Below are 22,923 nucleotides of genomic sequence, written 5' to 3'. Positions count from 1 at the left end.
GCTCGGGGCCTCAACGGAAGACGTCAGTCTTGCCGAAGTCGCCGCCCTTGAAGAGCAGTGGCTCACTTCGCTCGGTGGCCAACGCATACGCGAAGCAGTCACCGAAGTTCAGCCCCGCTGGATGGCGACCCTTGCCGTAGCGCGCGAACGCGCGGCGCGCGGCGTGTCCCTGGGGCAGCGTGACAGCCACCAGTTCGATGGCCGCCCGTTCGATGAACAGGTCCAGGTCACGGATGCCTTCCGCGCCGTAGCGGGATTCGAGCACGATCGAGGTCTCCACGAAGTTGGCCATCGACATGGCGCGGGTGTCCGCCGCCTCAATTGCCTCATTGAAGGCGCGCCGCTCCGGCTCGTCTTGCAGGATGGCCAGCAGCGCGGAGGTATCGATCACCATCAGCCAGGCAGCCCCGAGTCGTCGTATCCCAGAATCTCGTCGGCCGTTCGGGAGTCGCGCACTCGCCGGCGCGCACACTGCGTGGCGATCTCGTCCAGTTCGTCGGCGAGCCGGCGGCCGTGCCGGTCGCGGGTGACCTTGGCCAGCCGGTCGCGCAGGGCCTTGGTGACCGCCGCGGTCTTGCTTTCGCCAGTCAGCTTTGCCAAGCGGGTCGCCAGGCGCTCCGTCTCGGTGTTGCGGATGTTCAGGGCCATGGATACGCGTGTAGTAACGCAGCTACATAGTAACACCATTCGACGGGGGTCGAGGTCCAGACCGCCTCTGATCCTGCTCTGGGCCATGGTCGAGGCTACAGCCCTCAGGCGGCGGGTCGCAGCGTGCGGCCCACGCCATCAGCGGAGCGAGCGACGCCGGCCGCTCGTCGGGCTTCACCCGCAACGCGCTCTGCAGGAACTCGAACAGGTCCGGAGCGATGCCGTCGCCGATTGCGACGGCCGGCGGCAGCTGCATTGTTAGTTTCAGCTGCCGGAGTTCCTCGAGGTCGTTGGTCTCGAACAAGCGCTGACCGGTCAGGATCTCGTAGGCCAGGCACGCCAATGCGTAGATGTCGGTCCGGCGATCGAGCGGACCGCCGACGAATTGCTCCGGCGCCATGTAGGCCGGCGTGCCCACGACCGCGTGGCCGCTGTCAGCGCCAGAGGGGTCGAGCACCACCTCCGGAACGGCGATGCCAAAGTCGGTGAGCTTGACCTCACCGTCGCGAGTGATCATCACATTGCCGGGCTTGAGGTCGCGGTGCACGAATCCGCGTTGGTGGACATACTCGAGCGCGTGAGCGAGTTGCCCGAGCATCGGCCGCACTTGTGACTCGGGCAGCCGTCCGCGAGAGCGGACCAGCTGGCCCAGGTCGACCCCATCGCAGAGTTCCATCACCAGAAAGTACGTGTTGAAGGCCGGGAACATCCGCTTCAGGCGGGCGATGTTCCCGTGGTCGAGGCTGTGGAGAATGTCGGCCTCCTGGTGAAAACGTGCCAGCGCGCTGGAGTCGTAGGTCAACCGGTAGCTCATCATCTTGAGCGCCACCAGCTCACCTGTCGCTTCGTCTTGTGCCCGGTAGACCACCGACATGCCGCCGCGGCCGATGCCACTGAGAATTCGGAAACCCGCCACTTGCTTTCCACCGAACCCGTCGTTGGCGCCTCGTCCGAGCCGATCGCCCACGAGCGCGGTGAGCACCACGCCCAGTTCGAGATGACGCACGGCCAGCCGGTCGAACTCTGGCGTCGGCACGAGCAGGGCGCGGACGGGTGAGTCGGCGATGACTGTCGCGCTGCGCGCCGCGCGCGTGACCAGCGCCATTTCGCCGACCAGATCGCCACGCGAGAATCGCCCGATGAGGTGGTCGGCGCCATCCTGGCTGCGCAGTACCGCGTGGGCCTGGCCCTCGAGGATGATCAGCAGGCCCTCGGCCGCGTCGCCCTGTCGCATCAAGGCCTCGCCCGCCTGGTAGGAGCGGGTGAGCGAGGCTGCCCACAGGTCGCCCAGGGCGGTTGGTGACAGGGTCGTCAGTGCCAGGCAGCCTCTGAGCGCGTTCCACACCTGCGGATCGGCGCCGGCCGGAGGCTCCGCGTCGGTCCCGGCACGGCGCCGAGCCTCGCCGGGCTGGCTCTCGACGGTGTCAGCGTTGGCGTCGTCTGGCCGCGCGCGTGAATCACCAGTCGGCAATGTCAATCACCGTAGCCGGTCGCACCAGGCGGTACTGGTCGTTGACCACGCTGACGTTGTAGATGGTGGTCGGCCCATGTTCGAAGCGACCGTAGCCGGAATGGATGTGTCCGCAGATCACGAGCCGGGGCTTGACCCGGTCGATGGCTGTCAGCAACTCGTGACTCCCGAGGTGTTCACCGTGGGCGGCGCCGTCCCCGACAGGTCCGTCGCCATACCCGTACGGTGGCTGGTGTGACACCAGGATGTCGATGTTGTCGGGAATGGCGGCGTAGACCCGCGTCAGTTCGGCGCTCGACTTCATGAATGCCCAGTTCATGAACTGCCTCGACCAGGGCGTGGCCCACACCGAAAGGGCTCGCGCGGCTTTGCCGCTGGCCGGAACCGACGTGCCGGCGTCGACGAGAATCTGCAGCCGCGTGGGCGATGAACCCACCGGCGGCTCCCCGGCATCCCCGAAGGCCTCCCCGCACCAGTCGTGATTGCCCCACGTCAGGATCTTGTGGGCCGCCGGCGCCGCCGCCAGCCACGGCCGGGCGTGCGCATCGAACCAGCGCCGTTGGTGCATGGCATTGGTCTCAGCCCCCGGCTCGCCGAAGTCCGGGCACACGTCACCGGCCACGACCAAGAGGTCGCAGGGGGCAATCTCAGGCAAGTGTCCGTGCAGGTCGCTGAGGGCGACGATCTTCATCCCGCGCTATTAGACATCAGGACCGGCAGACGGAATCAACCGGTCCTCGAGTGCGTCCTGTGTTACCGTTCCCACGCTTGGGCTTCCCTATGGTCGTGGGGCGTCTGCGGCGGCGAATGCGAGACTGCCTGTGACGGCGGCCGCTCGCCCGTACCGGGTGCTGGCCCTCGACGGTGGCGGGGTCCGCGGCATCTCCACAATTGTCTGGCTCGCGAGGCTGGCAGAACGGCATGGCCCGGCGTTCCTGGACGGCGTTGACCTCTATGCCGGGACGTCGATGGGCGCGGCGAACGCGATGGCGCTGGCCTGCGGGTCGCCGCTCGACCGGATCCTCCAGTTCTACCAGACCGGCGACCAGATATTTGCGCGCCGCGTGTGGCCGCGAGGCGTTTCCGGACGGGTGTTGCAAGTCGTGTCGCGCGCCCCTGGTTTCCACTGGATTGAGCCGGCCGTCAACGTGTTTCTGCCCAAGTGGGAGATCGATGGACTGCGGGGCGAACTGCAGGCGTTCTTCGGTTCGAGGCGGATGAGAGAACTCGACCGCGAGGTCGCGATTGTCGCGACCCTCCTGTCGGGCACGCTGACCGGCACCGCCCAGACGAGCGTGCAGTCCGTGGTGATGAGCCGGTCACGGTCGTCGGACGAGGGTGAACTGGAATGCTGGCGCGCGGTCCTGCGCTCGATGGCCGCGCCGGTCTACTTTCCCAGTTTCGAAGGGTACGTCGATGGCGGCGTGTTTGCCGTCAATCCGTCGCTGGCAGCCCTCGGGGTGGCGGCGCGGTCGCCGGGCGTCGACGGGGCGACCGGGCAAGTGCGCTTGCTGTCCATCGGGTGCGGGCAGTGTCCGGACGGGATTGGCCAGGACGGTCCACTCGAGTGGGGCATGTTGAAGTGGGGGGCCCGGTTTCCCGACATCGCCCAGACCGCGACCAGCGGGCTCGACGACCTGGGCGTGGCGGAGATACTCGGGAACCGGTTCTTTCGCTTCAACCCAGTGCTCGAGAGCTCTCCGGCGCTCGACGACTTTCGCGCCGTTGACGAACTGATTCACTGGGCCGAGCAGCAGACCCGCACTCCCGAATTCGAGTCGCTGTCGCGGTACGTGGAGCAGTATTTCCTGGATCGGCCGGCCGCCAGTGGGAGGAGCTGATATGAGTACGTCGCAGGTGGAGCCGCGGGTCGTGGTGGTCGGCGCCGGACCGGCCGGTCTGTTGACGGCGCACTATTTGCGCGAGCACGGCTATCGCAACGTGGTGATTCTGGAAAAACTTGGCCGGGTCGGCGGCCTGTGTGACACGGTGACCGCTGATGGCCGCTCGTTCGATCTCGGCGCCAACTACGTCACGCCGGGGTACACCCAGATCCTCAAGCTCGCGGAAACCCTCGGCGTCCAGGTTTATTCCGAGCGCCCGTTCGTGGCGATGACGGTCCCGCCGGAACCGACCGGTCAGGTCCGTTACCAGTCGGTGTTCAGCGCCACCCGGCAACGCGATGATGGCAGCCGTATTCCGTTGCTGAGCCTCGGGGTGGCGCTCATCCGGTACACCTGGATTCGCTGGCGTCTCGGTCGCGTGATCGATCGTCCGACTTTTGCCGGCGTCGCGACGTTCGATGGCGGCAGCCTGTGCGCGCCCTTGGAAGACTGGCTGAAGCGGCACCGGTTGACCGATCTGGAGCGGGTGTTCCAGTTGCCCATCACCCTCATGGGTTTTGGGTACCTGGACAAGGTGCCCGCGATCTACGCCATGAAGTTCATGACCGTCGGGTCCTTCGTCCCGATGGTGCTGAAGGAAATGCCGCTGATCGGGCGGCTCATCTCCTGGCCGAGGCGGTTCCTCTACGGCTACCAGCGCTTCTTTGAGCGGCTGGCGTGGGGCCTGGACGTCCGGACCAGCGTCGACATCCAGTCGATCGAACGCACCGATGCCGGCGTACAGATCGTGTTCGATGAGTTGCAGCAGGACATGAACGAGACGGCGCGGGTCCGGCATACGCTGACGGCGGACTACCTGATCATGGCCTGCCCGCTCAACAGCGAACTGCTGATGAAGCGGATGGATGCGAGCGAGAGCGAGCGACGGCTGTTCTCGGCCATCACCTCGGTCTCGTACTGCATGACGACGCGGTCGATTGAACTCCAGGGCGCCGATCTTGGCGGCAACTCACCGCTGGCCGCGGTCTATCCCGCGCCGGCGCTCGGAACCAACGTGCCCTACGGGGTCGCCAAGCAGTGGGCCGACAGCACCTTCGCCCAGTTCTACACGCGCACCACACAACTCGCGCCAGATGATCCTGCACACGGCCAGGCCGGCGAACTGCAGCGCGCCGTGGAGACCGGCGTGGACCGCCTGATCGCGCAGATGGGGGCGACGCCCGCCGCCGGGCACGAGGCCAACGCCACCTTCAACCGCTTCGAGTACTTTCAGCACGTGTCGTCGGCCGACCTGAAGGCCGGCTGGTACGATGACCTCGAACGACTGCAGGGCCAACGGCGCACCTTCTATGTCGGCGGCGCGACCAACTTCGAGTTGATCGAGCCGATTGCCGAGTATGCCCAGCACCTCGTCGCCACGCGCTTTCCGGCGCGTCCCGCCGCCAGGCCCTCACTCGTCGCGAGGCTCGCGAACTGGTGGGCCAACCGCACGCTGCGGCAGCGACGGCGCTGGCATCTGGCCGAGGCCCTGCTGGCGGCGATGGTCGTCGGCTACATCTTCTTCATGCCCTTGAAGTCCGTACCAATCAAGACGCCGATCGGCATGAGTAGTCCTGAAGCGACGGCCGCGACCGAACGCATGTGGACAGTCCTGCACGCCGACGATGCGAGCCAGATTCCGTCGCTGCTGGCGGAACTGGAGCACGCGTACGCGATCGAGCCCAGGGATGCGGCCCTGACCGCGATCATGGGGGGCATGCACCTGTGGCGATTTCACCTGCGCGCCCGGCTGCAGACGAGCCCCGCTGACCAGGAGCGGGATCTGGCCGCCGCCATCAAGTATGGCCAGGAGTCGATCGCCCTGGACGGGTCCGCGGATTCCACGGCGCGCAGCCTCACGGCGACGGCCGAGTGGCAGCTGGCGGTGCTGCGGGGCGAACTCCACAAGCTGCCGGCGATCCAGATGCAGTCGATCGAGAACTCGTTACTCTATCCGCAGTTTGCCGGGTTCGTGCAGGGCTGGATGTTGGCCTCGATGCTTCCGGCCGACGGCCCCGACTACGACCAGGCGATGGAGGGGTATCACTTCATGTTGAGCCAGTGCGCCGGTTTCAACATCAAGCAAGACACGACGTTCCGCAAACTTACCCACACGCTGTACGGCTTCAAGTCGATCCTCGAACCAGTGTGCTACAACAATCACCTCGCGCCGCACAGCATCGAAGGGACGTTGATTGGCTACGGCGATGCGTTCCTCAAGAAGGGCGACCTGGACCGGGCCCGGATTTGGTATGAGAACGCGAAGACCTCGCCAACCTATGCCACATGGCGGTACAAGGAGTTGCTGGAGTACCGGCTGGCGAACCTTGCGACGCTCAGCCAGAAGTTCATCGCTGACAGTGGCCGGCTTGACGTCACCGAGCCGGCCATGAACTTTCAGTCTGAGATCGCCTGCGGCGTGTGCCACACGCGTTGAGGCGAGTCGGGAAGCTTCACTGAAATCGGGGCATCAGCGCGTGGGCCAGGGCGATCTCGGGCTGCATGCCGAGCGCCGTGGCGAGCTGCGCGCCGGTCGCGAGGTCTTTCCTGGCGCGGCGGTGGTGTCCCAGCAGGCCGTGGTACCAGCCGCTCAGCAAATGAGCGCGAGGCCGGGCAAAGGCAAAGCCGCTGGCATAAGAAGAGACATACCCGACCGCCTCGCGCGCCAGCTTCCGCCGTGCCGCGGAGGCCGGGTCGCGGTCGAGCAGCGTGAGGCAGGCCTCGCCGAGACTGCGATAACCAAGGTAGCGCGGATATGCGACTGGCGGCGACACGGTGGGGATCAAGGCGTGGGCCGCCGCAATACAGTCCAGTGCCGCCTGGTCATCGCCCTTACCCACGTGAGCCAGTGCCTCGAAGCCGAGCGCATCAATACGAATCAGCGGATCCGACATCTCGTCGATGAGCGTGCGCTGGCGCGCCAGGTGCACCAGTGCTTCGTCCCAGTGTCCCGTCTGCAGGGCTTCGGCGACGGCGGGTCGCGCGCACCAGGCTTTCTGAACGTCCAGGCCACGCCGCTCGGCATTCACCTCGACCTCACCGTAACGGAGCGCCGCTTCCGGGAAGTCGCCGCGAAAGAGCGCGATATCGGCCAGCACCGCCTGGGCCTCACCGAGCTGCCAGTCGTCACCCAGTTCGGTTGCGTGTTTCACGGCGTCTTCCAGGTGGGTACACGCGGCGTTCCAGTTGGCGTAGCCCAGTTCGACCAGGGCCTGGGCAATGTAGAGGGAGACCAGGGTCGCCGGACTTTGGCAGTCCCGGGCAATGCGCATGGCGCGTTCGCCGAACCGCTTGGCCTGGACGGGCATTCTGAACACCGCCAGGGACATCATCGCGTGGCCATAGCAGATCGCGACCTCCGGAACCGTGCCGGCCTCGTCCGCGAGGTTGAGGCTGCGGAGATTGCAGCACAGCATGCCGAGGGCGTCGTTCTGGTGGAACAGCGACTTGGAGAACACCCGCAGCAGTTGCATGGGGTTCTCGGGATTCCCCTGGTCGCTACCTGCCGGTTGGGCTTGGCCGTTCACCGGAAAGACCGACCGCCGGCGGGTCATCCGCCAGAGGAGCCGCGCCAGCTCGCCGATGGTCTGTCGGGCGACGCCAGCCTTGCCAGCGGGAAAGGGCATGTTCAGCAGGTCGAGGGCCGTGCGGGCGTGCTGCCGGCACGCGCCGAATTCGCCCAGCGCCATGTGCGCGTGGGCGAGGCCCGCATGCCACCGCAGCGCGTCGGGCGCGGCCTCGCTACCGGCCAGGTCGAGGGCTTCGTGGAAGAACCGGACCGCCTCGGTGTTGATATACGCCTTCAACGCCTGTGCCCCAGCGTCGCCAAGGTACTTCAGCGCCTTGCTGCGAACGGTGCTCGAGGTCCGTTCCTCCCGAGCGGCGTGGGCGAAGTGGTGAGCCAGCAAGGGCACGTCGGTGCCGGCATCGCCGGAGGGGTGCCGCTCGATCCATTCTCCAATCGCGAGATGCAGTGACGCCCGTTGCTGGTGCAGCAGACCGGCGTAGGCCACTTCCTGGATCAGCGCATGACTGAACAGATACGACGGCTCGACGGCGGCGCCAACTGGCTGCGCAATCTCCGCGGTCTTCAGGCCGGCGAGGGACTCAGGCAGGCCCGGTCGATCTTCGGTAACGGGGTAGACGTCGCCGAGCAACCTGATGGCGAACAGGCGCCCGATTACGCTCGCCACCCTCACCGCCGTTTGCTGCTGTGACGGCAGCCGGTCCAGGCGGCTGCCGATGACTCCCTGAACGGTGTCGGGAAAGTCCTGTTTCGTGAGCTCCGTGACCGTGCGCGCCAGCCGGCAGGCGCGACCCTCGATGGTCACGGCGCCTGCGTCGCGAAGGGCCAACGCCAATTCTCGAGTGAAGAACGGCGACCCTTCGGCGCGTTCCAGAATCCAGCGCGTCAGGTCGGCCGGAATGGAGTCTACCGCGAGCACGCCGCGCAGCAGTTCGTCGGTTTCGGTATCACTGAGCGGACCGACAACAATGATCTGCGCATCCGGTGCCACCTGCCACCCGTGCGAGATCTCGGTGCTGAGGCGGCGGGTCGCGATGATGGGAATGCGAGACAGGTCGCGAGCGGCGAGACGCAGCAGCGCCGCCGACGCCGAGTCGAACCAATGCAGATCCTCGACGAACAGGACGACGGCCCCTTGGTCGCTCTCGGCCTGCAGTACCCGGATCAACAGGTCGTGAGCATTGTCGGCCCGAACCTGGCCCGCCATCGCGCGGGTCGTTCGATTATCGGGAATCGACAACCCGAGAACGGGATTGAGCAGCGGCGCCAGGCGCTCCCACTCGGCGCCCATGGCGCCCAGCCGCTCGCGGCAGTGCCGCTCGGCCAGGCCGGGCTCTTCCGGTCTCCCCATGCGACGATCGGAAAGGCCGAACACCGAGCGGAACACCTGTCGCCACGCGTGATACGCCGTTGATCGGCGGATGGCGTCGGCGCCGCCGGAGAGCAGGCGGACGCCACTGGCCTCGGCGACGAGCCGGGTCGCCTGCAGCAGGGTGGACTTGCCCATGCCGGCGTTGGCCTCGATGACGAGGCGTGCGGCGCGCGCGCCGGGAGTGGCGGAGGGGCGAGCCAGGGCATCACGAATCAGCGCCACCTCGCGGTGTCGGCCGACCATGGGGGTCGAGCTGGTGGTGGCATGGTACGGCGCGTCGGATTCGCCCTGCAGCAGGTGAACCTCTCGGGGACCTTGCAGGCCACTAAGGAGCATCGGCCCCAGCTGATCGAACCGGTGCGAGCGTTCCGAGGCCTTCGCGATGTCGGCAGTGACCAGTGTCTGCCCGGCCTCGGCTTTGCCCATCAACCGGGCCGCGACGATGACCTCGCGTCCCACGATGCCAAAGGTTCGGCGTGCCGCACAGCCATAGGCGCCAACATAGACCTGGGCGTGAGCAATACCCATGCGAACAGCATCGGGTCTGTCGGCATCTCCTCCAGAGCCTCGCAGCGCCAGTGCCGCCGTCACCGCGCGCCGCGCATCATCCTCGTGCGTCCTGAGCGCGCCAAAGGCCGCAAACAGATAGCTGCCTTTGTCACCCATCGTCAGGTCAACAAGGTGTCCGTCGTAGGCGGCAAGAACCTCTTGAACGAATCGCACGAAGGCGTCGAGTTTGCGGCCGGCATCTGGGTCGTGGTCGTAGTCGATGCCGCCGAGTGTGACGAAGAGGGCGGCCACGCGCCGGAAGCCGCCCATCAGCGCTTCTTCCCCGCGGGTGAGGCGTTCGAGCACGTCCTTGACCATCCACGGACGGACGCCGGCCTCATCGAGGCGCGGTTCGGCGGGCCAGGGGTCTGGCGTCACGGGCCTGGCCAGCCGGCTGATGATGGCCACCGGCGCGTCGTGCGGGCCGGTGCGCCACTCGCTGATCTGCAGTTGCGCCTGTAGCAGTTCGGCGACCTCGGCGGATACGCCAACTTCGCCGCTGGTGATCGTCCGTTCGACGCGCGCCGTGCGATCCATGATGGCGCCGGCGATGACTTCGAACTTCTGATGCGCCGGGTCGCCCACCAGGAAGCGGCTGGCCGGCCCGGTCGCGATCGCGGCCTTGACCCTGATCGGGAACACCTGGCCGCTCGGCGAAGTAATGTGACGATCACGCAGGGCGTCACGAATGCCGGTTGCCGCGGCGACCGCCCGCGCGGCGGCTCGTTCCTCGGGCTCGGCGCCGCCGTCGAACCAGCAGGTGACAGCATCCCCGGCAAACCCGATGACGCTGCCTCGATAGCGGTGGATCTCGTTGACGAGCAGCTCGAAGACCCCGTCAAGGTGATAAACGAGCTCTTCGGCCGCCCGGGTCGGGCCGAGCTGCGCGGCGAGCGTGGCCGTCAATGGCGTGAAGCCGGAAATGTCGGCGACGAGCGCGGCGCCGGTGGTCCGCGGACTCAGTGTTGTCCCCTCGGCCAGGGCGTAGCCGATTTCGCGGGGCACGAAGCTGGCGAGCGAGGCTGGCTGGGGCAATCGGCCTGTCCGGAGGGGCACAGGATACAGTAATCGCCGCCTCACCGGTCATCGCCCAGTGGGTGAGCTCAGGGATAGAATACGCTTCGCATATGAGCACACCCGCCGCCCAGGACCGCGCCTTCTTCGGCCACCCGCGTGGCCTGTCGACGTTGTTTTTCACCGAGATGTGGGAGCGCTTCAGCTACTACGGCATGCGCGCGTTGCTGCTGTTGTACATGACGGCCCCCCTCACCGCGGGCGGGCTGGGCTTCGATGCCGCGCAGGGTGGGGCGGTCTACGGCCTGTACACCTCAATGGTCTACCTGGCCACCATGCCGGGCGGGTGGATCGCCGACCGGCTGATCGGCCCGCGGCGCGCGGTGCTCTACGGCGGCATCATCATCGCCGCGGGGCACTTCAGCATGGCGGTGCCATCGCTGGCCACGTTCTACCTCGGGCTGTTCCTGATCGTGATCGGCACGGGCCTGCTCAAGGGCAACGTCAGCGTGATCGTCGGGAAGCTCTACGGCGAAACCGACATTCGTCGCGATGCCGGGTTCTCGATCTTCTACATGGGCATCAACCTCGGGGCGTTCCTGGCGCCGCTTGTTTGCGGCTACCTGGGCCAGCAGGTGAGCTGGCACCTGGGCTTCGCCGCCGCGGGCTTCGGCATGCTCATCGGCGTGATTCAGTACGTGATGGGCGCCACCAACCTGGGCGACGCCGGCATCGACCCCGCGCCGGCGCCGACGCCGGCAATTGCCGCGCAGTGGAAGCGGCAGATCCAGACCTGGGTGGGTGGTGGCGCGGTGGTGGTCCTGGTGGCCGGACTGGCCGCGTATTTCGGCGTCATCCAGGTGAGCGCCACGCAGGTGTCTGACGCCGCTGGCGTGTTCCTGCTGGTGGTGGTGGTGGGCTTCTTCGGCTGGCTGCTGTTCTCGGGCGGGTGGACGCCCGAAGAGAAGAAGCGCCTTTACGTGATCACCGTGCTGTTCTTCGCCGCGTCGCTGTTCTGGTCGGTGTTCGAGCAGGCCGGCTCCACGCTCAACCTGTTCGCCGATCGCAGCACGCGGACGGAAGCGATGGGCATGTCGTTTCCGAGCAGCTGGTTCCAGTCGATGAACTCGTTCTTCATCTTCATGTTCGCGCCGGTCATGGCGTGGTTGTGGATCAAGCTGGCGTCGAGCGGCAAGGAGCCGACCAGCCCGGCCAAGTTCGCGTTCGGCCTGATCTTCGTCGGCGCCGGTTTCCTGATCCTGGTCGTCCCGTCGCGCATGGCGGAACAGGGCGCCATGGTGAGCCCGATGTGGCTGACCGCCACCTACTTCCTGCACACGATCGGCGAGCTGGCGCTCAGCCCCGTTGGCCTGAGTGCCATGACCACGCTCGCGCCGCCGCGCATTGCCGGCTTGATGATGGGCGTGTGGTTCCTCGCCACCTCGGTCGGTAATTTCATTGGCGGCCGTGTCTCCGGCTTCTACGAATCGATGGCGCTGCCGACCCTGTTTGGCTCGGTCGCGGCGTTTGCCATGCTCGCCGGCTTCGTGCTGCTGGCCCTGGTGCCGATGATGCGCCAGTTGCTGCCGAAGAAAGGCGCAGCGGCAAAGTAGCGGCCGCATCAAGGTAAGATCGCTCGCGTGCGCGTCGTCCTGCTGAGCACCTTCGACCTCGGCCGCCAGCCGTTCGGCCTGGCGTCGCCGGCGGCGTGGTTGAAGCGGGCCGGGTTCGAGGTGAGGTGCATCGACCTGTCGCGCGACAAGCTCTCGCCGGACGTCATGACCGGTGCCGGCCTCGCGGCGTTATACCTGCCCATGCACACGGCGACGCGACTGGCCCTGCCGGTGATCGCCCGCCTGCGCGCCATCGATCCATCACTGACGATCGCCGCATACGGCTTGTATGCGCCGCTGAACGAAGCCCTGTTGCGCGAACACGGGGTGTCGATCGTGCTCGGGCCCGAAAGCGAAGAGGAACTGGTAGCTGCCGCTGTGGCACTACGCACGCCGGCACTACGCACGCCGGCACTCGGCACCCTGGCACCCGGCACCCTGGCACCTTTGGCACCCCTGGCACCTCTGGCACCCCTGGCACGCTTGGCGTTCATTCAGCCTGACCGTTCCGGCCTGCCGGCGCTCGACCGTTATGCCAGCTTGCAGATGCCGGACGGCAGCCGCAAGGTCGTCGGCGCCACCGATGCCACGCGCGGGTGCAAGCATCGCTGCCGTCATTGTCCGATCGTGCCGGTCTACGACGGTCAGTTCCGGGTCGTGCCGATCGAGGTCGTGATGGCCGACGTGGCGGCCCTGGTGGCCGGCGGCGCAACGCACATCACGTTTGGCGATCCCGATTTCTTCAACGGCCCGACGCACGCGCGCAGGCTGGTCGAGGCGCTGCACGCGGCGTTCCCGGCCGTCACCTACGATGTGATCATCAAGGTGGAGCACCTGCTGCAGCACCGCGAGCTGCTACCGGTACTGTCGCGGACCGGCTGCCTGTTCGTGACGAGCGCGGTGGAGTCGGTCGATGATGAGGTGCTGGCGAAACTCGAGAAGGGACATACGCGCGCCGGCTTTCTGGCGGCCGCCGCCTTGTGCCGGGACGAAGGGCTGACGCTGGTTCCCACGTTCGTGGCGTTCACGCCGTGGACCACGCTCGAGGGCTATCGCGACTTGCAGGAGGTGGTCGAGGCAGCCGGCCTCACGTCGCACGTCTCGCCGATCCAATGGGGCATTCGCCTCCTGGTGACATGGCAATCGCGGCTGCTGGAACTGGAAGACATCCAGCAGGTCATTGGTCCCTTCGACCAGAAGACCTTGACCTTCCCGTGGCGCCACCCCGATCCGCGCGTCGATGAACTTCAGCAGCAGATGATGGCGCTGGCCTCGGCCCCGCGCCTTCGCACCGACGTTCCTTACCTGAACGAACCCTGGTACTGTTGAGCGGAGCCCACCGCAGAGCAGGTGGCTCTGCTATGAGTTCAAGGATTCTGTTGCTGGCGACGACGACCGGCTACCAGACCCGCATGTTCGCCGAGGCGGCTGCGGCATTGGACATCGAGCTGGTCTATGCCACCGACCGTTGCGATCACCTCGACGACCCGTGGCGCGACGGCGCGATTCCGGTTCGCTTTCACGAGGAGTGGCGATCGGTGGATGTCGTCCTGAAGGCGCTCGAGGCCCGGCCCGTGTCGGGGGTGCTGGTCGTGGGTGACCGCCCCAGCGTGATGGCTGCGCACCTCGCCCGGCTGCTGGGCCTGCCGGGCCACCCGCCAGCCGCCGCGGCCATCGCTTGCGACAAGCGGTTGTCGCGCGAGCGGCTTCGCGCGGCAGGGTTGCCGGTGCCCGCGTTCTTCACCGTGCCGGCCGCCACCGATCCAGCGACCCTGCTCGCGCGGGTGTCGTTTCCCGTGGTCATCAAGCCGACCGTGCTGTCGGCCAGCCGCGGAGTGATCCGCGCCGATGATGCGATGAGTTTCGTGACGGCGTTTGCGCGGGTGCGGCGGCTGCTGGGGTCGAGTGACGTGCGGGACCTTCGTGACGCCGAGGCCGACGTCATCCAGATCGAGTCGTACATTCCCGGCGCCGAGTACGCGCTCGAAGGCGTGATGGAACACGGCCGGCTGCACACCTTGGCGGTGTTCGACAAGCCGGATCCGCTGGACGGCCCGTTCTTCGAAGAGACGATCTACGTGACCCCTTCCCGTGCCGACGCCGCAGTGCAGCGGCAGATTCAAGAAGTGGTCGGGCGCGCGGCGCAGGCCATCGGCCTGCACCATGGCCCGGTGCACGCCGAGTGCCGCGTCAACAGCAGTGGCGTGTATGTCATGGAAGTGGCGGCCCGGCCAATCGGCGGGCTGTGCGCGAAGGCGTTGCGATTCGTGAAGCCGGGCGAGCCGCCGGTCGGTCTCGAACACCTGTTGCTGCGGCTGGCGCTCGGCGAGCCGCGGGGCGAGTGGCAGCGCGAGCCCGAGGCCTCGGCGGTGATGATGATGCCGATTGCGCGCAGCGGCGTATTCCGCGGGGTGGCCGGCGTGGACGCGGCGAAGGCCGTGGCCGGCGTTGATGATGTGCTGGTGACGGCCAAGCCCGATCAGCACCTGGTCGCACTGCCGGAAGGGGCCAGCTACCTTGGGTTCATCTTCGCGCACGGGCCGACGCCGGAAGCGGCGGAGCAGTCGGTGCGCGAGGCACACGGCCGGCTGGTGGTCTCGATCGAGCCGTGGCTCGAGGTCTTGCCGCAGTAGTTATTTCGATTGCTGGGGTACGAAGTCGGGCGGCAGCGCAGAGCCGGCGCCGAAGAAGAAGTCCTCCATGTGGGTCCGAATCATTTCCTGGCCTTCTTTCTGCCAGGGCATCAAACGGTACTCGTTGAGAATCATCTTCTGGCGTTCCTCCCAGAGCTTCCAGGCCTGGGCCGACACGTTCTCGTAGACGCGCTGGCCAATCTCGCCGGGCCAGGGGGCCGCATCGAGTCCGGGAAGATCCTTCTGGAACTTCACGCAAAACACCGTCCGTCCCGACTTGTTGGTGACCGGCTGGTCAGGTGGACCGGTCGGTCCTCCACACATACTCATTGCTGGCGCCTCCGCTCCAATCTTACTCCGTCGCGACCGGGAGTGATCCCGGCTATGATCGCCCCTGTGGAGCCTGAGCAACGCCACCGCACCTGCTGGTACGGCCGGCGCACCGGTGACCTGCCCGAGGACCTCGGCTCGCACACCATCGTTGACGGCGAACTGGTCTACTGCGCCCACCCCATGTATTGGCCGGTCGTTCGCTACGAGTTCGACCTCCGCAATTGCGAAGACTGCGACGTCTACAAGGCGCGCCGCAGCGAGCGTCCTCCCGAATCCTAGCGAGGCTCCACCTGGCTAGTCGCGCTGCGTAACCGGCGCGAAATAGTCGTCCTGCTTGTAGGTATGGACGCGCTGGTAGCCGTGCGTCGCGAGGAACGTGATGATGTCGGCGCGCTTCGGTTCTTCCTCGTTGTGCTCGATCGCCATGGCGCCGAATCGGTACGTGTCGAAGGGGATGCCGCGCAGCGCGTCGAGCTCCGCGCCCTCGATGTCGAGGCTCAGGAAGTGAATGAAGCCCGGCGCGCCGGCGCCCTTGAGCACCTCGGCCAGCGTGACCGTGGTCATTTCCACGGCGGGGGCCTTCACCGCCTCGGCCTTCCACTTGCCGAGCGTGTCGGCAATGCCGCCCAGTCCGTCGTGGGTATGGAACTGCACCTTCTTGCCGGCTTCGTTCGACACGACCTCCGTGATCATCCGGCAGGTACGGCCGTTCATGGCGACCGGGAAGGGGTCAACGCAGAAGCCGGTCCACCCGCGATCTTCGAGCGCGCGCGTGTTCGAGCCGATCTGGCCATGTCCGGAGCCGACATCCAGGAACACGCCGTCGGTTACGTCCGGGAACATCGCTTCTGCCACCCACTTGTCCTGGCCGATCTCCGACGGGTAGGGCGGGTTGCCCTGCGTCTCCTTGAGCGCGATGGCGAAAGCCCGCGTGAACGGAAGCTGGCAGCAACGGCGATTTTCAGCGAGGCGCTCGGCAAAGTCCTGGCCCCGCGGGCTCAGAAACGCGGCGACCGCGACCAGTGGCAGGGTCACGCCGAAGACCAGTGCCAGCTTCGATTTGGCCATCATCGGATTGTATTGATCCTCGGCAGTATGTAGCCCATCTGTAGCGATTCAATGCACATGGATGGGCTTAGGTCTACTTTGTAATGCGTTGTAACTGTGTAACTCACTGAAGAATAGCATCTTAGCGACTTGCCCAGGAAGCTGAGCTGGCACGCGATTCGCTAATAGGACGGCAGGTATTCGTCTAACCGACCGATGGGAGGTCACTATGTTTGAGATCCGAAAGGCACGCCGGGGTTTTGCCTCGATGTCAGCAGAGAAGCAGCGCGAAATTGCCAGCAAGGGCGGCCGGGCCGCACACGCCAAGGGCACCGCGCACGAGTGGTCAGCCGACGAAGCCCGCCGCGCGGGGCGCAAGGGCGGCCAGGCCAGCCGGGGTGGACGGGGCAAGCTCCCGTCTGTCGAATAGTTCGTCGATGCGTTTGTAAGTTTCGCACTCGGGAAGAGAGAAGTGCCGCGCCAACTACCCCCGGTCGGTACTTCTCACTTCTCACTTCTCACTTCTCACCGAACTCCGGCTAAAGCCGGAGGCTACTCGGCTCTCGTCACTGCTCACACTTCGCAACCTGCACCCGAGCATCATTGAAGCAGGCGCCGCCGCCGAGGTCCGACAACGTATCGGGCGAGAGGGCGTTCGACGTATAGCCGTTCGCCGTGTGACGCCGCCACACGCCTTTCGGCATGGCCACGGTCCCTGGCCGCACCAAGTGCGTGAGATGCGCCTTGATCCGCACTTCGCCGAGCGCGTTCCACATCCGTAGTTCGTCGCCCTCGTCCAGGCCGCGCGCCGCGGCATCAGCCGGATTCATTTCAAGCCGCACCTCGGGGCGTGGCAACTCGCCCAGGGTGGAGCTGATCGTGCGATCGCTCGCCGGCGAGATCAACGCCAGCGGATAGTCCACGCTACCCGGATCCGGCTGGTAGCCGTACAGGCCCTGTGGCGCCTGTTGATCGAGGGCCGGTGGAAAGAGTGCCACCTTGCGGTCGGGCGTCTTGGGAAAGACGTCTACAAACTGCACGGGCCGCCCCCCGTACGGTGGCGCCGCCTTCCAGTTGTCGCGCAGCCCGTTACCGACCGCCTCGGGCAGCTGGCCGAGCACGGCGAGCATCGACTCGAGGTCGTCTTCGGGATCGCCCTCGAACGACACCTCCATGCGCCGCGACAGGTCGAGGAACACGTCGCTGTTGGGCCGCGATTCGCCCACCGCATCGATCACCGGCTTACCCAGCTGCAGCGTGATCGGTCCGTAGCCGCGCGCGAAGTCGTAGTGCTCGAGAAACGTCGTGGCCGGCAGCACCACGTCGGCGTACAGCGCCGAGTCGGTCATCACCTGGTCGAACACCACCGTGAACAGGTCTTCGCGTTCGAAGCCGCGAATCACGCGCCGCTGGTCGGGCAGGATCGCCACCGGGTTGCAGTTGTAGACGAACAGCATGTTGATCGGGGCGCCCTCCGGTTCCGTGAGCAGGCGGCCGACCTTATTCATGTTGATGGCGCGGGTCGGCGGCTCTTGGTCCTTCAGCCACGTGCGGTCAATGTCCCACGAGGCCGAGTTGCTCATCGAGAAGCCGCCGCCGCGCACGCCGAACTTGCCGGCTACCGCCGGCAGGGCCAGCACGGCGGCCGCGGCGCTGCCGCCGTTGCGATTGCGTTCGAGGCCCCAGCCGCACTTGACGAGCGCCGGCGACGTCCTGGCGTAACGTTCGGCGAACCCGCGCAGCTGTCCGGCATCGACGCCGCTGACCTCCGCCGCCCGCTCGAACGTCCACGGTTCGGCCTTCCGGCGCAGATCGGCCGCGCCGGTAGTGTGCTGGTCGAGGAACGCCTGGTCGGCCAGCCCCTCCTCGAACAGGTAGCGATGAATCGCCAGGGCCACCGGCAGGTCGGTGCCGGGCCGCACCGCGAGGTGCAGGTCGGCCTGGCGGGCCACGGTGGTCGCGCGCGGGTCGAGCACCACCACATAAGCGCCGTGGTCGCGCGCTTCTTTCAGGAACGGCATCAGGTGAATGCCCGACACCCCGGGATTCACGCCCCAGACGATGATCAACTTGGCCGCCGGGTAGTCTTCGTAGCTGACCGACGCCATCTTGCCGTAGAGGCCCAGGTTGGCCGCGCCGGTCGGCGCCGCGCACACGGTGCGCAGCAGCCGCGACGTGCCCAGGCGGCGGAACAGGATCGCATCCGCGTAGTCCTGCGTCATGAAGCCGTTGGAGCCGCCGTAGCACAAGGGCAGAATCGTCTCGGCGCCGCCCGCCTCGCGCGCCTCGCGCATCTTCCCCGCGACGAGCTCGAGCGCATCGTCCCAGGTCACGCGCTTGAACTGGCCCGAGCCCTTCGGGCCACGCCGCACCGCTGGATACAGCAGCCGGTCGTCGCCGTAGACCCGCTCGTGGAACGTCCGCACCTTGGCGCAGATGTAGCCGTTGGTGATGTGGTTGTCCCGGGACCCATCGATCTTGGTGATGCGGCCGGAGCGCAGCGTGACGTCGAGGGTGCAGGCGTCCGGGCAGTCGAGCGGACACGCGGTCTGGACGTTTGATTCGGTGGGTGCGGCAGCCGGCTTCGCCATACCCCTAGAATATAGGTGATGGCGCGCCTACCCCAAGTGGTGATCGTCGGCGGTGGCTTCGCCGGGCTTGCGGCCGCCCGGGAACTCCGGAACGTCGAGTGCGAGGTGACGATCATCGACCGTCACAACCACCACGTGTTCCAGCCGCTGCTCTACCAGGTGGCGACCGCGGGCCTGTCGCCGGGCGACATCGCCTCGCCGATCCGCTGGATTCTGCGCAAGCAACCGCGGCTTCGGGTGCTCCTGGGCACGGTCGATCGCATCGATAGCACCGCGCGCCAGGTCTGGATGGACGGCCGTGACGTCGTGAGCTACGACTACCTGATCGTGGCCGCCGGCGCCACCCACTCGTACTTTGGCCACGACGAGTGGCGCGACGCGGCGCCCGGCCTGAAGACGCTTGACGATGCGCTGGCGATCCGGCGGCGGTTGCTGCTGGCCTTTGAACAGGCCGAGCGTGAGCACAACGCCGTGCGGCAGCGTCGGCTGCTGACGTTCGTGATCATCGGCGGCGGCCCGACCGGGGTCGAGATGGCCGGCGCGCTGGCGGAGATTGCGAGACAGGCGCTGCGCTCTGAGTTCGATGCGATCGATCCGGCGTCGGCCCGCATCCTGCTGATTGAGGCGGGACCGTCAATCTTGCCGGCGTTCCCGGCGAATCTGCGCGCCTCGGCCCGGCGCGCGCTCCGGCGGCTGGGGGTGGACGTGCGCGAGGGCGCCGCGGTGACCCACGTCGAGCATGGCGCGGTGGTGATCGGTGACGAGCGTGTCGAGGCGCACACCATCCTGTGGGCCGCCGGCGTCGCCGCCGCGCCGGTTGGGCGCGACCTGGGGCCCGGTCTCGATCGCGCCGGCCGCGTGAACGTGGCACCCGATCTGACGGTGCCGGAGCATGCCGGCGTGTTCGTGGCCGGCGACCTGGCCAACTTTCCGCATCAAACCGGCAAGCCGCTGCCGGGTGTGGCGCAGGTGGCCAAGCAGCAGGGCACGCATGCCGCCAGGAACATCGCCCGCCTCCTCCGCGGCGACGCGACCCGTCCCTTCCGGTACCTCGATCCGGGGAACATGGCGACGATCGGCCGCGCCAACGCGCTGGCCGATTTTGGGTGGCTGCAGGTGTCGGGCTTCGCCGGATGGCTGCTGTGGCTGTTCGTGCACATCCTGTTCCTGATCGGATTCCGCAACCGGCTGTCGGTCCTCCTGCAGTGGGGGGCGGCCTATCTGACTTACCAGCGCAGCGTCCGACTGATCACGCGCAACGAAGGGTCGTAGCGGATCGGTCTTAAGGTATTCTCCTCCCGTCGGAGTCTGATCGATTCCCACGAGGAGAGCCGTTGCACGCCGGAGCAGCCGTCGGACCCTACCTGATCGTCCGCCAGCTTGGGGCTGGCGGCATGGGTGTGGTGTGGCTGGCTGAAGACACGCGGCTGCAGCGCAAGGTCGCGCTCAAGACCGTCAAGGGGGCTGACGCCGACACCACCGAGGGCCGTCAGCGCCTGATGCGCGAGGCCCGCGCCGCCGCCACCCTGAACCACCCGAACATCGCCACCGTCCACGACGTGCTCGACATCGAGGGCCAGGTCGTGGTCGTCTTCGAGTACGTCGAGGGCGACACGCTGGCCGCGCGTCTGCAGCGCGGACCCATGAGCGTGTCGGAGGCGGTGGAAGTGACCTGGCAGCTGGCCGACGCGCTGGCGGCCGCGCACGCGCAGGGCATCATTCATCGCGACCTCAAGCCCTCGAACGTCGTGCTCAGTTCCGACGGCCGCGCCAAGGTGCTGGACTTCGGCATTGCCCGCATGGTCCCGGCCGGCGCCGACATGTCGGCCAGCGTGCCGGGCACCATCGGGGGCGGCCTGGTCGGCACGCCCGGCTACGCCTCGCCCGAGCAGTACCTGTCGCGCAACGTCGATGGCCGCGCCGACCTCTACGCCCTGGGCGTGATGCTGTTCGAGATGATCGCCGGCCGTCGCCCGTTCCCCGGCAGCGACGCCGTCCAGCTGGTGACCTCGGTCTTGCGCGACGAGGCGCCCACGCTGGCGGCCGCCGGCTTGTGGGTGCCGCCGCAGCTCGAGCGGCTGGTCGAACGCCTGCTCGAGCGCGAACCGTCGCGCCGCCCGGCCTCGGGCGAAGAAGTGCTGGTCGAGCTGAGCCCCATTCGTGACACCGAGTCGTCGCCCCTGGCGCGCCGCACGATCTTGCTGCGCCAGCGCGTGCCGACCAGCACGCTGCTGGTGGCCACGCTCACGCTGGTCGCCGGCGCGGCCCTGGTGGTGTGGCTGCAGTGGAATGCGCGTCCGCTCGGTCCCGAGGCGCCGGTGGTGGCGGTGTTACCGCTGACCAACTCGAGCGGCGATGCCTCGAACGACTACCTCGGCGCCGGCCTGGCCGAAAGCCTGATCACCAGCCTCGCGTCGGTCCCGCGCGTCACGGTGCTGTCGCGCTCGGCGGTGGAGGAGAGCCGCCAGCAGAATCCCGATCGAGCGAGCTTCGTGCGCGCGCTCGACGCCAACTACCTTGTGACCGGTTCGGTGCAGGCGGTGGCCGATCGCCTGCGCGTCACGCTCAACCTTGAACGCCCGGACGCCTCAGTGGCCTGGGGCGAGACGGTTGAAGGGCCGGCCATCGACTTGTTCGAATTGCAAACGCGGCTGGCGACCCTGTTGAGCAATGCCATTGCGGACCAGACCCCGTCGGCGCAGCGGGTCCCGCCGGCCGCGCTCGTCACCGCAAGTGAGCCGGCGCAGATTGCCTATTGGAAGGGGCGCGCGCTGCTCGATCGCCGGGACCTGACCGGCAACCGGAGCGCGGCGCTGGCCGAGTTCGAGCGCGCCATCGCCGCCGACCCGAAGTTCGCCACCGCCCACGGCGGCCTGGCCGAAGCCCAGTGGGCGATGTATCAACAGACCAACGACAAGACGTGGGCCGATCGCGCGATGGCATCAACACGGATCGCGATCGAATTGGAGCCCGACCGTCCCAGCGTGCGCTACATCGCCGCACTCACCGCCTTTCGCCTTGGCGACAACGCCTCCGCGAAGACACAGCTCCAACGCGCGCTCCAGTTGCAACCGACCTACGAGGATGCGATCCGCCTGCACGGCAGGGTCCTGGTGCGCCAAGGCGACATCGACGCCGGCCTTGCCGAATTCCGGAAAGTCATGGCGATTCGGCCAAACGCGGTGGCGATTTACAGCGACATGGGGCTGGCGCTGATCGACGCCTCTCGCTTCCAGGAAGCGCTCGACGCGTTCGACAAGGCAATTGCGCTCTCACCAGGGTCGGCGATCGCGTTGAGCCAGGCGGGCGCGGCGGCCCAACAGCTTGGCGACACCGAGCGCGCGCTCGCGTACTACGAGGAGGCCAATGCGATTCAGCCGCGCGGCGACACGTTTTCGAACATCGGCACCATTCAATACCGCCTCGGCGACTACACCAAGGCGGCGGCCGCGTACGAAGGCTCGCTTCTGATTCGCCCGCAGAGCGCGTTGACGCATCGCAATCTCGGCGACGCGTATGCGCGCCTCGGACGCCAGGACGCGGCGCGGCGGGCATATGTGAAGGCGGTGGAGCAGGCCGAAGTCGAAGTCTCGCTTGGCCCGTCGAATGCGAGAGCGATTGCCCGGCTGGCCGTCTACCAAGCTAAGGCCGGCAACGCGACGGCGGCGCTGGCCAGCCTCCGGCGCGCCTCGGCGCTGGCGCCGGACGATCAGCAGGTGCTCCAGCGGGCGGCGGTCGTCCACGCCCTGGCGGCCCGCACCGGACCGGCGCTCGATGCGATCGAAAAGGCGATCGCGAGTGGCTATTCGAAACGTCTGATTGCCGAAGAGGAAGACCTGGCAGTGCTTCGATCCCTGCCGCGCTTCGCGGCATTGGTCTCAACCCCAGCTGAGGTGAAACGATGAGCAGCCCCGAGAGAACCCCGCGCACCAAGACCGCAACCATCTTTATCTTCAAGACCGCCAGCGGCGTCCGGATTCGCACCTCGCCGCAGCGCCTCTACGCCAACCCGGGCGATCACATCGAGTTCAATGTCGTCAACCTGATCGACGACGACTCCAACGTGCCGGTCAAAATCGTGTTTCCCGGCGGCGGCCCCTGGGGTAAGGAGCCGTTTGAAATTCGTAACTGGGAACGCAAGCCCACCGGGGCGGCACCGCCGGGGCGCTTCAAGTACACCATCACCGCCCTTGGTGCCGAGGAAGATCCCGAGGTCGAGATCCCGGACGGGAACTAGCGCCTG

The 22,923-nt window shown here is 67.1% G+C and carries 18 protein-coding genes; 10 read left to right on the top strand and 8 right to left on the bottom strand.

Annotated elements, in window-relative coordinates; genetic code table 11:
* Nucleotides 1-10: 10 nt before the first annotated feature.
* The 4 genes from Q8T13_18625 to Q8T13_18610 are packed head-to-tail and all read right to left on the bottom strand — an operon-like array spanning nt 11 to nt 2,810.
* Nucleotides 11-394, bottom strand: a complete 384-nt coding sequence (locus Q8T13_18625; GenBank protein ID MDP3719781.1) for a type II toxin-antitoxin system VapC family toxin — start codon at nt 392-394, stop codon at nt 11-13.
* Complete coding sequence (locus Q8T13_18620) at nt 394-648, bottom strand: type II toxin-antitoxin system VapB family antitoxin (protein ID MDP3719780.1); 255 nt, start codon at nt 646-648, stop codon at nt 394-396. Before Q8T13_18620 ends, Q8T13_18625 begins: the two co-directional genes overlap by 1 nt.
* A gap of 22 nt (nt 649-670) precedes the next feature.
* The gene (locus tag Q8T13_18615; GenBank protein ID MDP3719779.1) at nt 671-2,125 is read right to left on the bottom strand and encodes a protein kinase; all 1,455 of its coding nucleotides are present in this window, start codon (nt 2,123-2,125) and stop codon (nt 671-673) included.
* Nucleotides 2,106-2,810 carry a metallophosphoesterase gene (locus Q8T13_18610; GenBank protein MDP3719778.1) on the bottom strand — a complete coding sequence of 235 codons (705 nt, stop codon included), beginning with the start codon at nt 2,808-2,810 and terminating at the stop codon, nt 2,106-2,108. Before Q8T13_18610 ends, Q8T13_18615 begins: the two co-directional genes overlap by 20 nt.
* A 130-nt stretch (nt 2,811-2,940) precedes the next feature.
* Here Q8T13_18610 and Q8T13_18605 point away from each other — a divergent pair, with 130 nt between their 5' ends.
* On the top strand, nt 2,941-3,960 hold the full coding sequence (locus Q8T13_18605) for a patatin-like phospholipase family protein (GenBank protein MDP3719777.1): 1,020 nt from the start codon (nt 2,941-2,943) through the stop codon (nt 3,958-3,960).
* Between the two features lies 1 nt (nt 3,961).
* On the top strand, nt 3,962-6,439 hold the full coding sequence (locus tag Q8T13_18600; GenBank protein ID MDP3719776.1) for an NAD(P)-binding protein: 2,478 nt from the start codon (nt 3,962-3,964) through the stop codon (nt 6,437-6,439).
* 16 nt (nt 6,440-6,455) lie between these two features.
* Here the strand turns inward: Q8T13_18600 and Q8T13_18595 are convergent, their stop codons facing one another.
* The gene (locus Q8T13_18595) at nt 6,456-10,484 is read right to left on the bottom strand and encodes an AAA family ATPase (GenBank protein ID MDP3719775.1); all 4,029 of its coding nucleotides are present in this window, start codon (nt 10,482-10,484) and stop codon (nt 6,456-6,458) included.
* 92 nt (nt 10,485-10,576) lie between these two features.
* Here Q8T13_18595 and Q8T13_18590 point away from each other — a divergent pair, with 92 nt between their 5' ends.
* From Q8T13_18590 to Q8T13_18580, 3 genes are read left to right on the top strand one after another with little or no spacing between them, the layout of a single operon-like run.
* Complete coding sequence (locus Q8T13_18590) at nt 10,577-12,076, top strand: peptide MFS transporter (GenBank protein ID MDP3719774.1); 1,500 nt, start codon at nt 10,577-10,579, stop codon at nt 12,074-12,076.
* 27 nt (nt 12,077-12,103) lie between these two features.
* A complete protein-coding gene (locus Q8T13_18585; GenBank protein ID MDP3719773.1) occupies nt 12,104-13,405 on the top strand; it encodes a CUAEP/CCAEP-tail radical SAM protein in 1,302 nt (433 codons plus the stop codon).
* Between the two features lie 32 nt (nt 13,406-13,437).
* Complete coding sequence (locus Q8T13_18580) at nt 13,438-14,709, top strand: ATP-grasp domain-containing protein (protein ID MDP3719772.1); 1,272 nt, start codon at nt 13,438-13,440, stop codon at nt 14,707-14,709.
* Here Q8T13_18580 and Q8T13_18575 read toward each other — a convergent pair whose 3' ends face one another.
* The gene (locus tag Q8T13_18575; protein ID MDP3719771.1) at nt 14,710-15,033 is read right to left on the bottom strand and encodes an oxidative damage protection protein; all 324 of its coding nucleotides are present in this window, start codon (nt 15,031-15,033) and stop codon (nt 14,710-14,712) included.
* 60 nt (nt 15,034-15,093) lie between these two features.
* Between Q8T13_18575 and Q8T13_18570 the strand changes: the two genes are divergently transcribed.
* Nucleotides 15,094-15,321 (top strand): hypothetical protein, encoded by a 228-nt coding sequence (locus tag Q8T13_18570; protein ID MDP3719770.1) that lies wholly within the window; start codon nt 15,094-15,096, stop codon nt 15,319-15,321.
* Between the two features lie 15 nt (nt 15,322-15,336).
* Here Q8T13_18570 and Q8T13_18565 read toward each other — a convergent pair whose 3' ends face one another.
* On the bottom strand, nt 15,337-16,110 hold the full coding sequence (locus tag Q8T13_18565) for an FkbM family methyltransferase (GenBank protein MDP3719769.1): 774 nt from the start codon (nt 16,108-16,110) through the stop codon (nt 15,337-15,339).
* A 208-nt stretch (nt 16,111-16,318) separates the two neighbouring features.
* Between Q8T13_18565 and Q8T13_18560 the strand changes: the two genes are divergently transcribed.
* Nucleotides 16,319-16,519, top strand: a complete 201-nt coding sequence (locus tag Q8T13_18560; protein MDP3719768.1) for a KGG domain-containing protein — start codon at nt 16,319-16,321, stop codon at nt 16,517-16,519.
* Nucleotides 16,520-16,655: 136 nt separating this feature from the next.
* Here the strand turns inward: Q8T13_18560 and Q8T13_18555 are convergent, their stop codons facing one another.
* On the bottom strand, nt 16,656-18,680 hold the full coding sequence (locus Q8T13_18555; GenBank protein ID MDP3719767.1) for a molybdopterin-dependent oxidoreductase: 2,025 nt from the start codon (nt 18,678-18,680) through the stop codon (nt 16,656-16,658).
* 18 nt (nt 18,681-18,698) lie between these two features.
* Here Q8T13_18555 and Q8T13_18550 point away from each other — a divergent pair, with 18 nt between their 5' ends.
* From Q8T13_18550 to Q8T13_18540, 3 genes are all read left to right on the top strand, one after another.
* Nucleotides 18,699-19,952, top strand: coding sequence for an NAD(P)/FAD-dependent oxidoreductase (locus Q8T13_18550; GenBank protein ID MDP3719766.1), 1,254 nt, complete (start codon nt 18,699-18,701; stop codon nt 19,950-19,952).
* 62 nt (nt 19,953-20,014) lie between these two features.
* Nucleotides 20,015-22,585, top strand: coding sequence for a protein kinase (locus Q8T13_18545; protein ID MDP3719765.1), 2,571 nt, complete (start codon nt 20,015-20,017; stop codon nt 22,583-22,585).
* Entirely contained in the window at nt 22,582-22,917 is a 336-nt protein-coding gene (locus Q8T13_18540; protein ID MDP3719764.1) for a hypothetical protein, read from the top strand. The genes Q8T13_18545 and Q8T13_18540 overlap by 4 nt, the downstream gene beginning before the upstream one ends.
* The last annotated feature ends 6 nt before the right edge of the window (nt 22,918-22,923 follow it).

It is taken from the genome of Acidobacteriota bacterium (genome assembly GCA_030697165.1).
Taxonomy (GTDB): domain Bacteria; phylum Acidobacteriota; class Vicinamibacteria; order Vicinamibacterales; family UBA2999; genus 12-FULL-67-14b.
The sequence above is the reverse complement of the archived record's forward strand: the minus strand, read 5'-3'. Positions and strand labels throughout refer to the sequence as shown.

Bases quoted from the DNA above. Each gene is read 5' to 3' on its own strand.
- Q8T13_18580 (MDP3719772.1), top strand. From the start codon at position 13,438: ATGAGTTCAAGGATTCTGTTGCTGGCGACGACGACCGGCTACCAGACC.
- Q8T13_18560 (MDP3719768.1), top strand. From the start codon at position 16,319: ATGTTTGAGATCCGAAAGGCACGCCGGGGTTTTGCCTCGATGTCAGCA.
- Q8T13_18550 (MDP3719766.1), top strand. From the start codon at position 18,699: ATGGCGCGCCTACCCCAAGTGGTGATCGTCGGCGGTGGCTTCGCCGGG.
- Q8T13_18590 (MDP3719774.1), top strand. From the start codon at position 10,577: ATGAGCACACCCGCCGCCCAGGACCGCGCCTTCTTCGGCCACCCGCGT.
- Q8T13_18575 (MDP3719771.1), bottom strand. From the start codon at position 15,033: ATGTGTGGAGGACCGACCGGTCCACCTGACCAGCCGGTCACCAACAAG.
- Q8T13_18570 (MDP3719770.1), top strand. From the start codon at position 15,094: ATGATCGCCCCTGTGGAGCCTGAGCAACGCCACCGCACCTGCTGGTAC.
- Q8T13_18600 (MDP3719776.1), top strand. From the start codon at position 3,962: ATGAGTACGTCGCAGGTGGAGCCGCGGGTCGTGGTGGTCGGCGCCGGA.
- Q8T13_18625 (MDP3719781.1), bottom strand. From the start codon at position 394: ATGGTGATCGATACCTCCGCGCTGCTGGCCATCCTGCAAGACGAGCCG.
- Q8T13_18610 (MDP3719778.1), bottom strand. From the start codon at position 2,810: ATGAAGATCGTCGCCCTCAGCGACCTGCACGGACACTTGCCTGAGATT.
- Q8T13_18565 (MDP3719769.1), bottom strand. From the start codon at position 16,110: ATGGCCAAATCGAAGCTGGCACTGGTCTTCGGCGTGACCCTGCCACTG.
- Q8T13_18620 (MDP3719780.1), bottom strand. From the start codon at position 648: ATGGCCCTGAACATCCGCAACACCGAGACGGAGCGCCTGGCGACCCGC.
- Q8T13_18555 (MDP3719767.1), bottom strand. From the start codon at position 18,680: ATGGCGAAGCCGGCTGCCGCACCCACCGAATCAAACGTCCAGACCGCG.
- Q8T13_18540 (MDP3719764.1), top strand. From the start codon at position 22,582: ATGAGCAGCCCCGAGAGAACCCCGCGCACCAAGACCGCAACCATCTTT.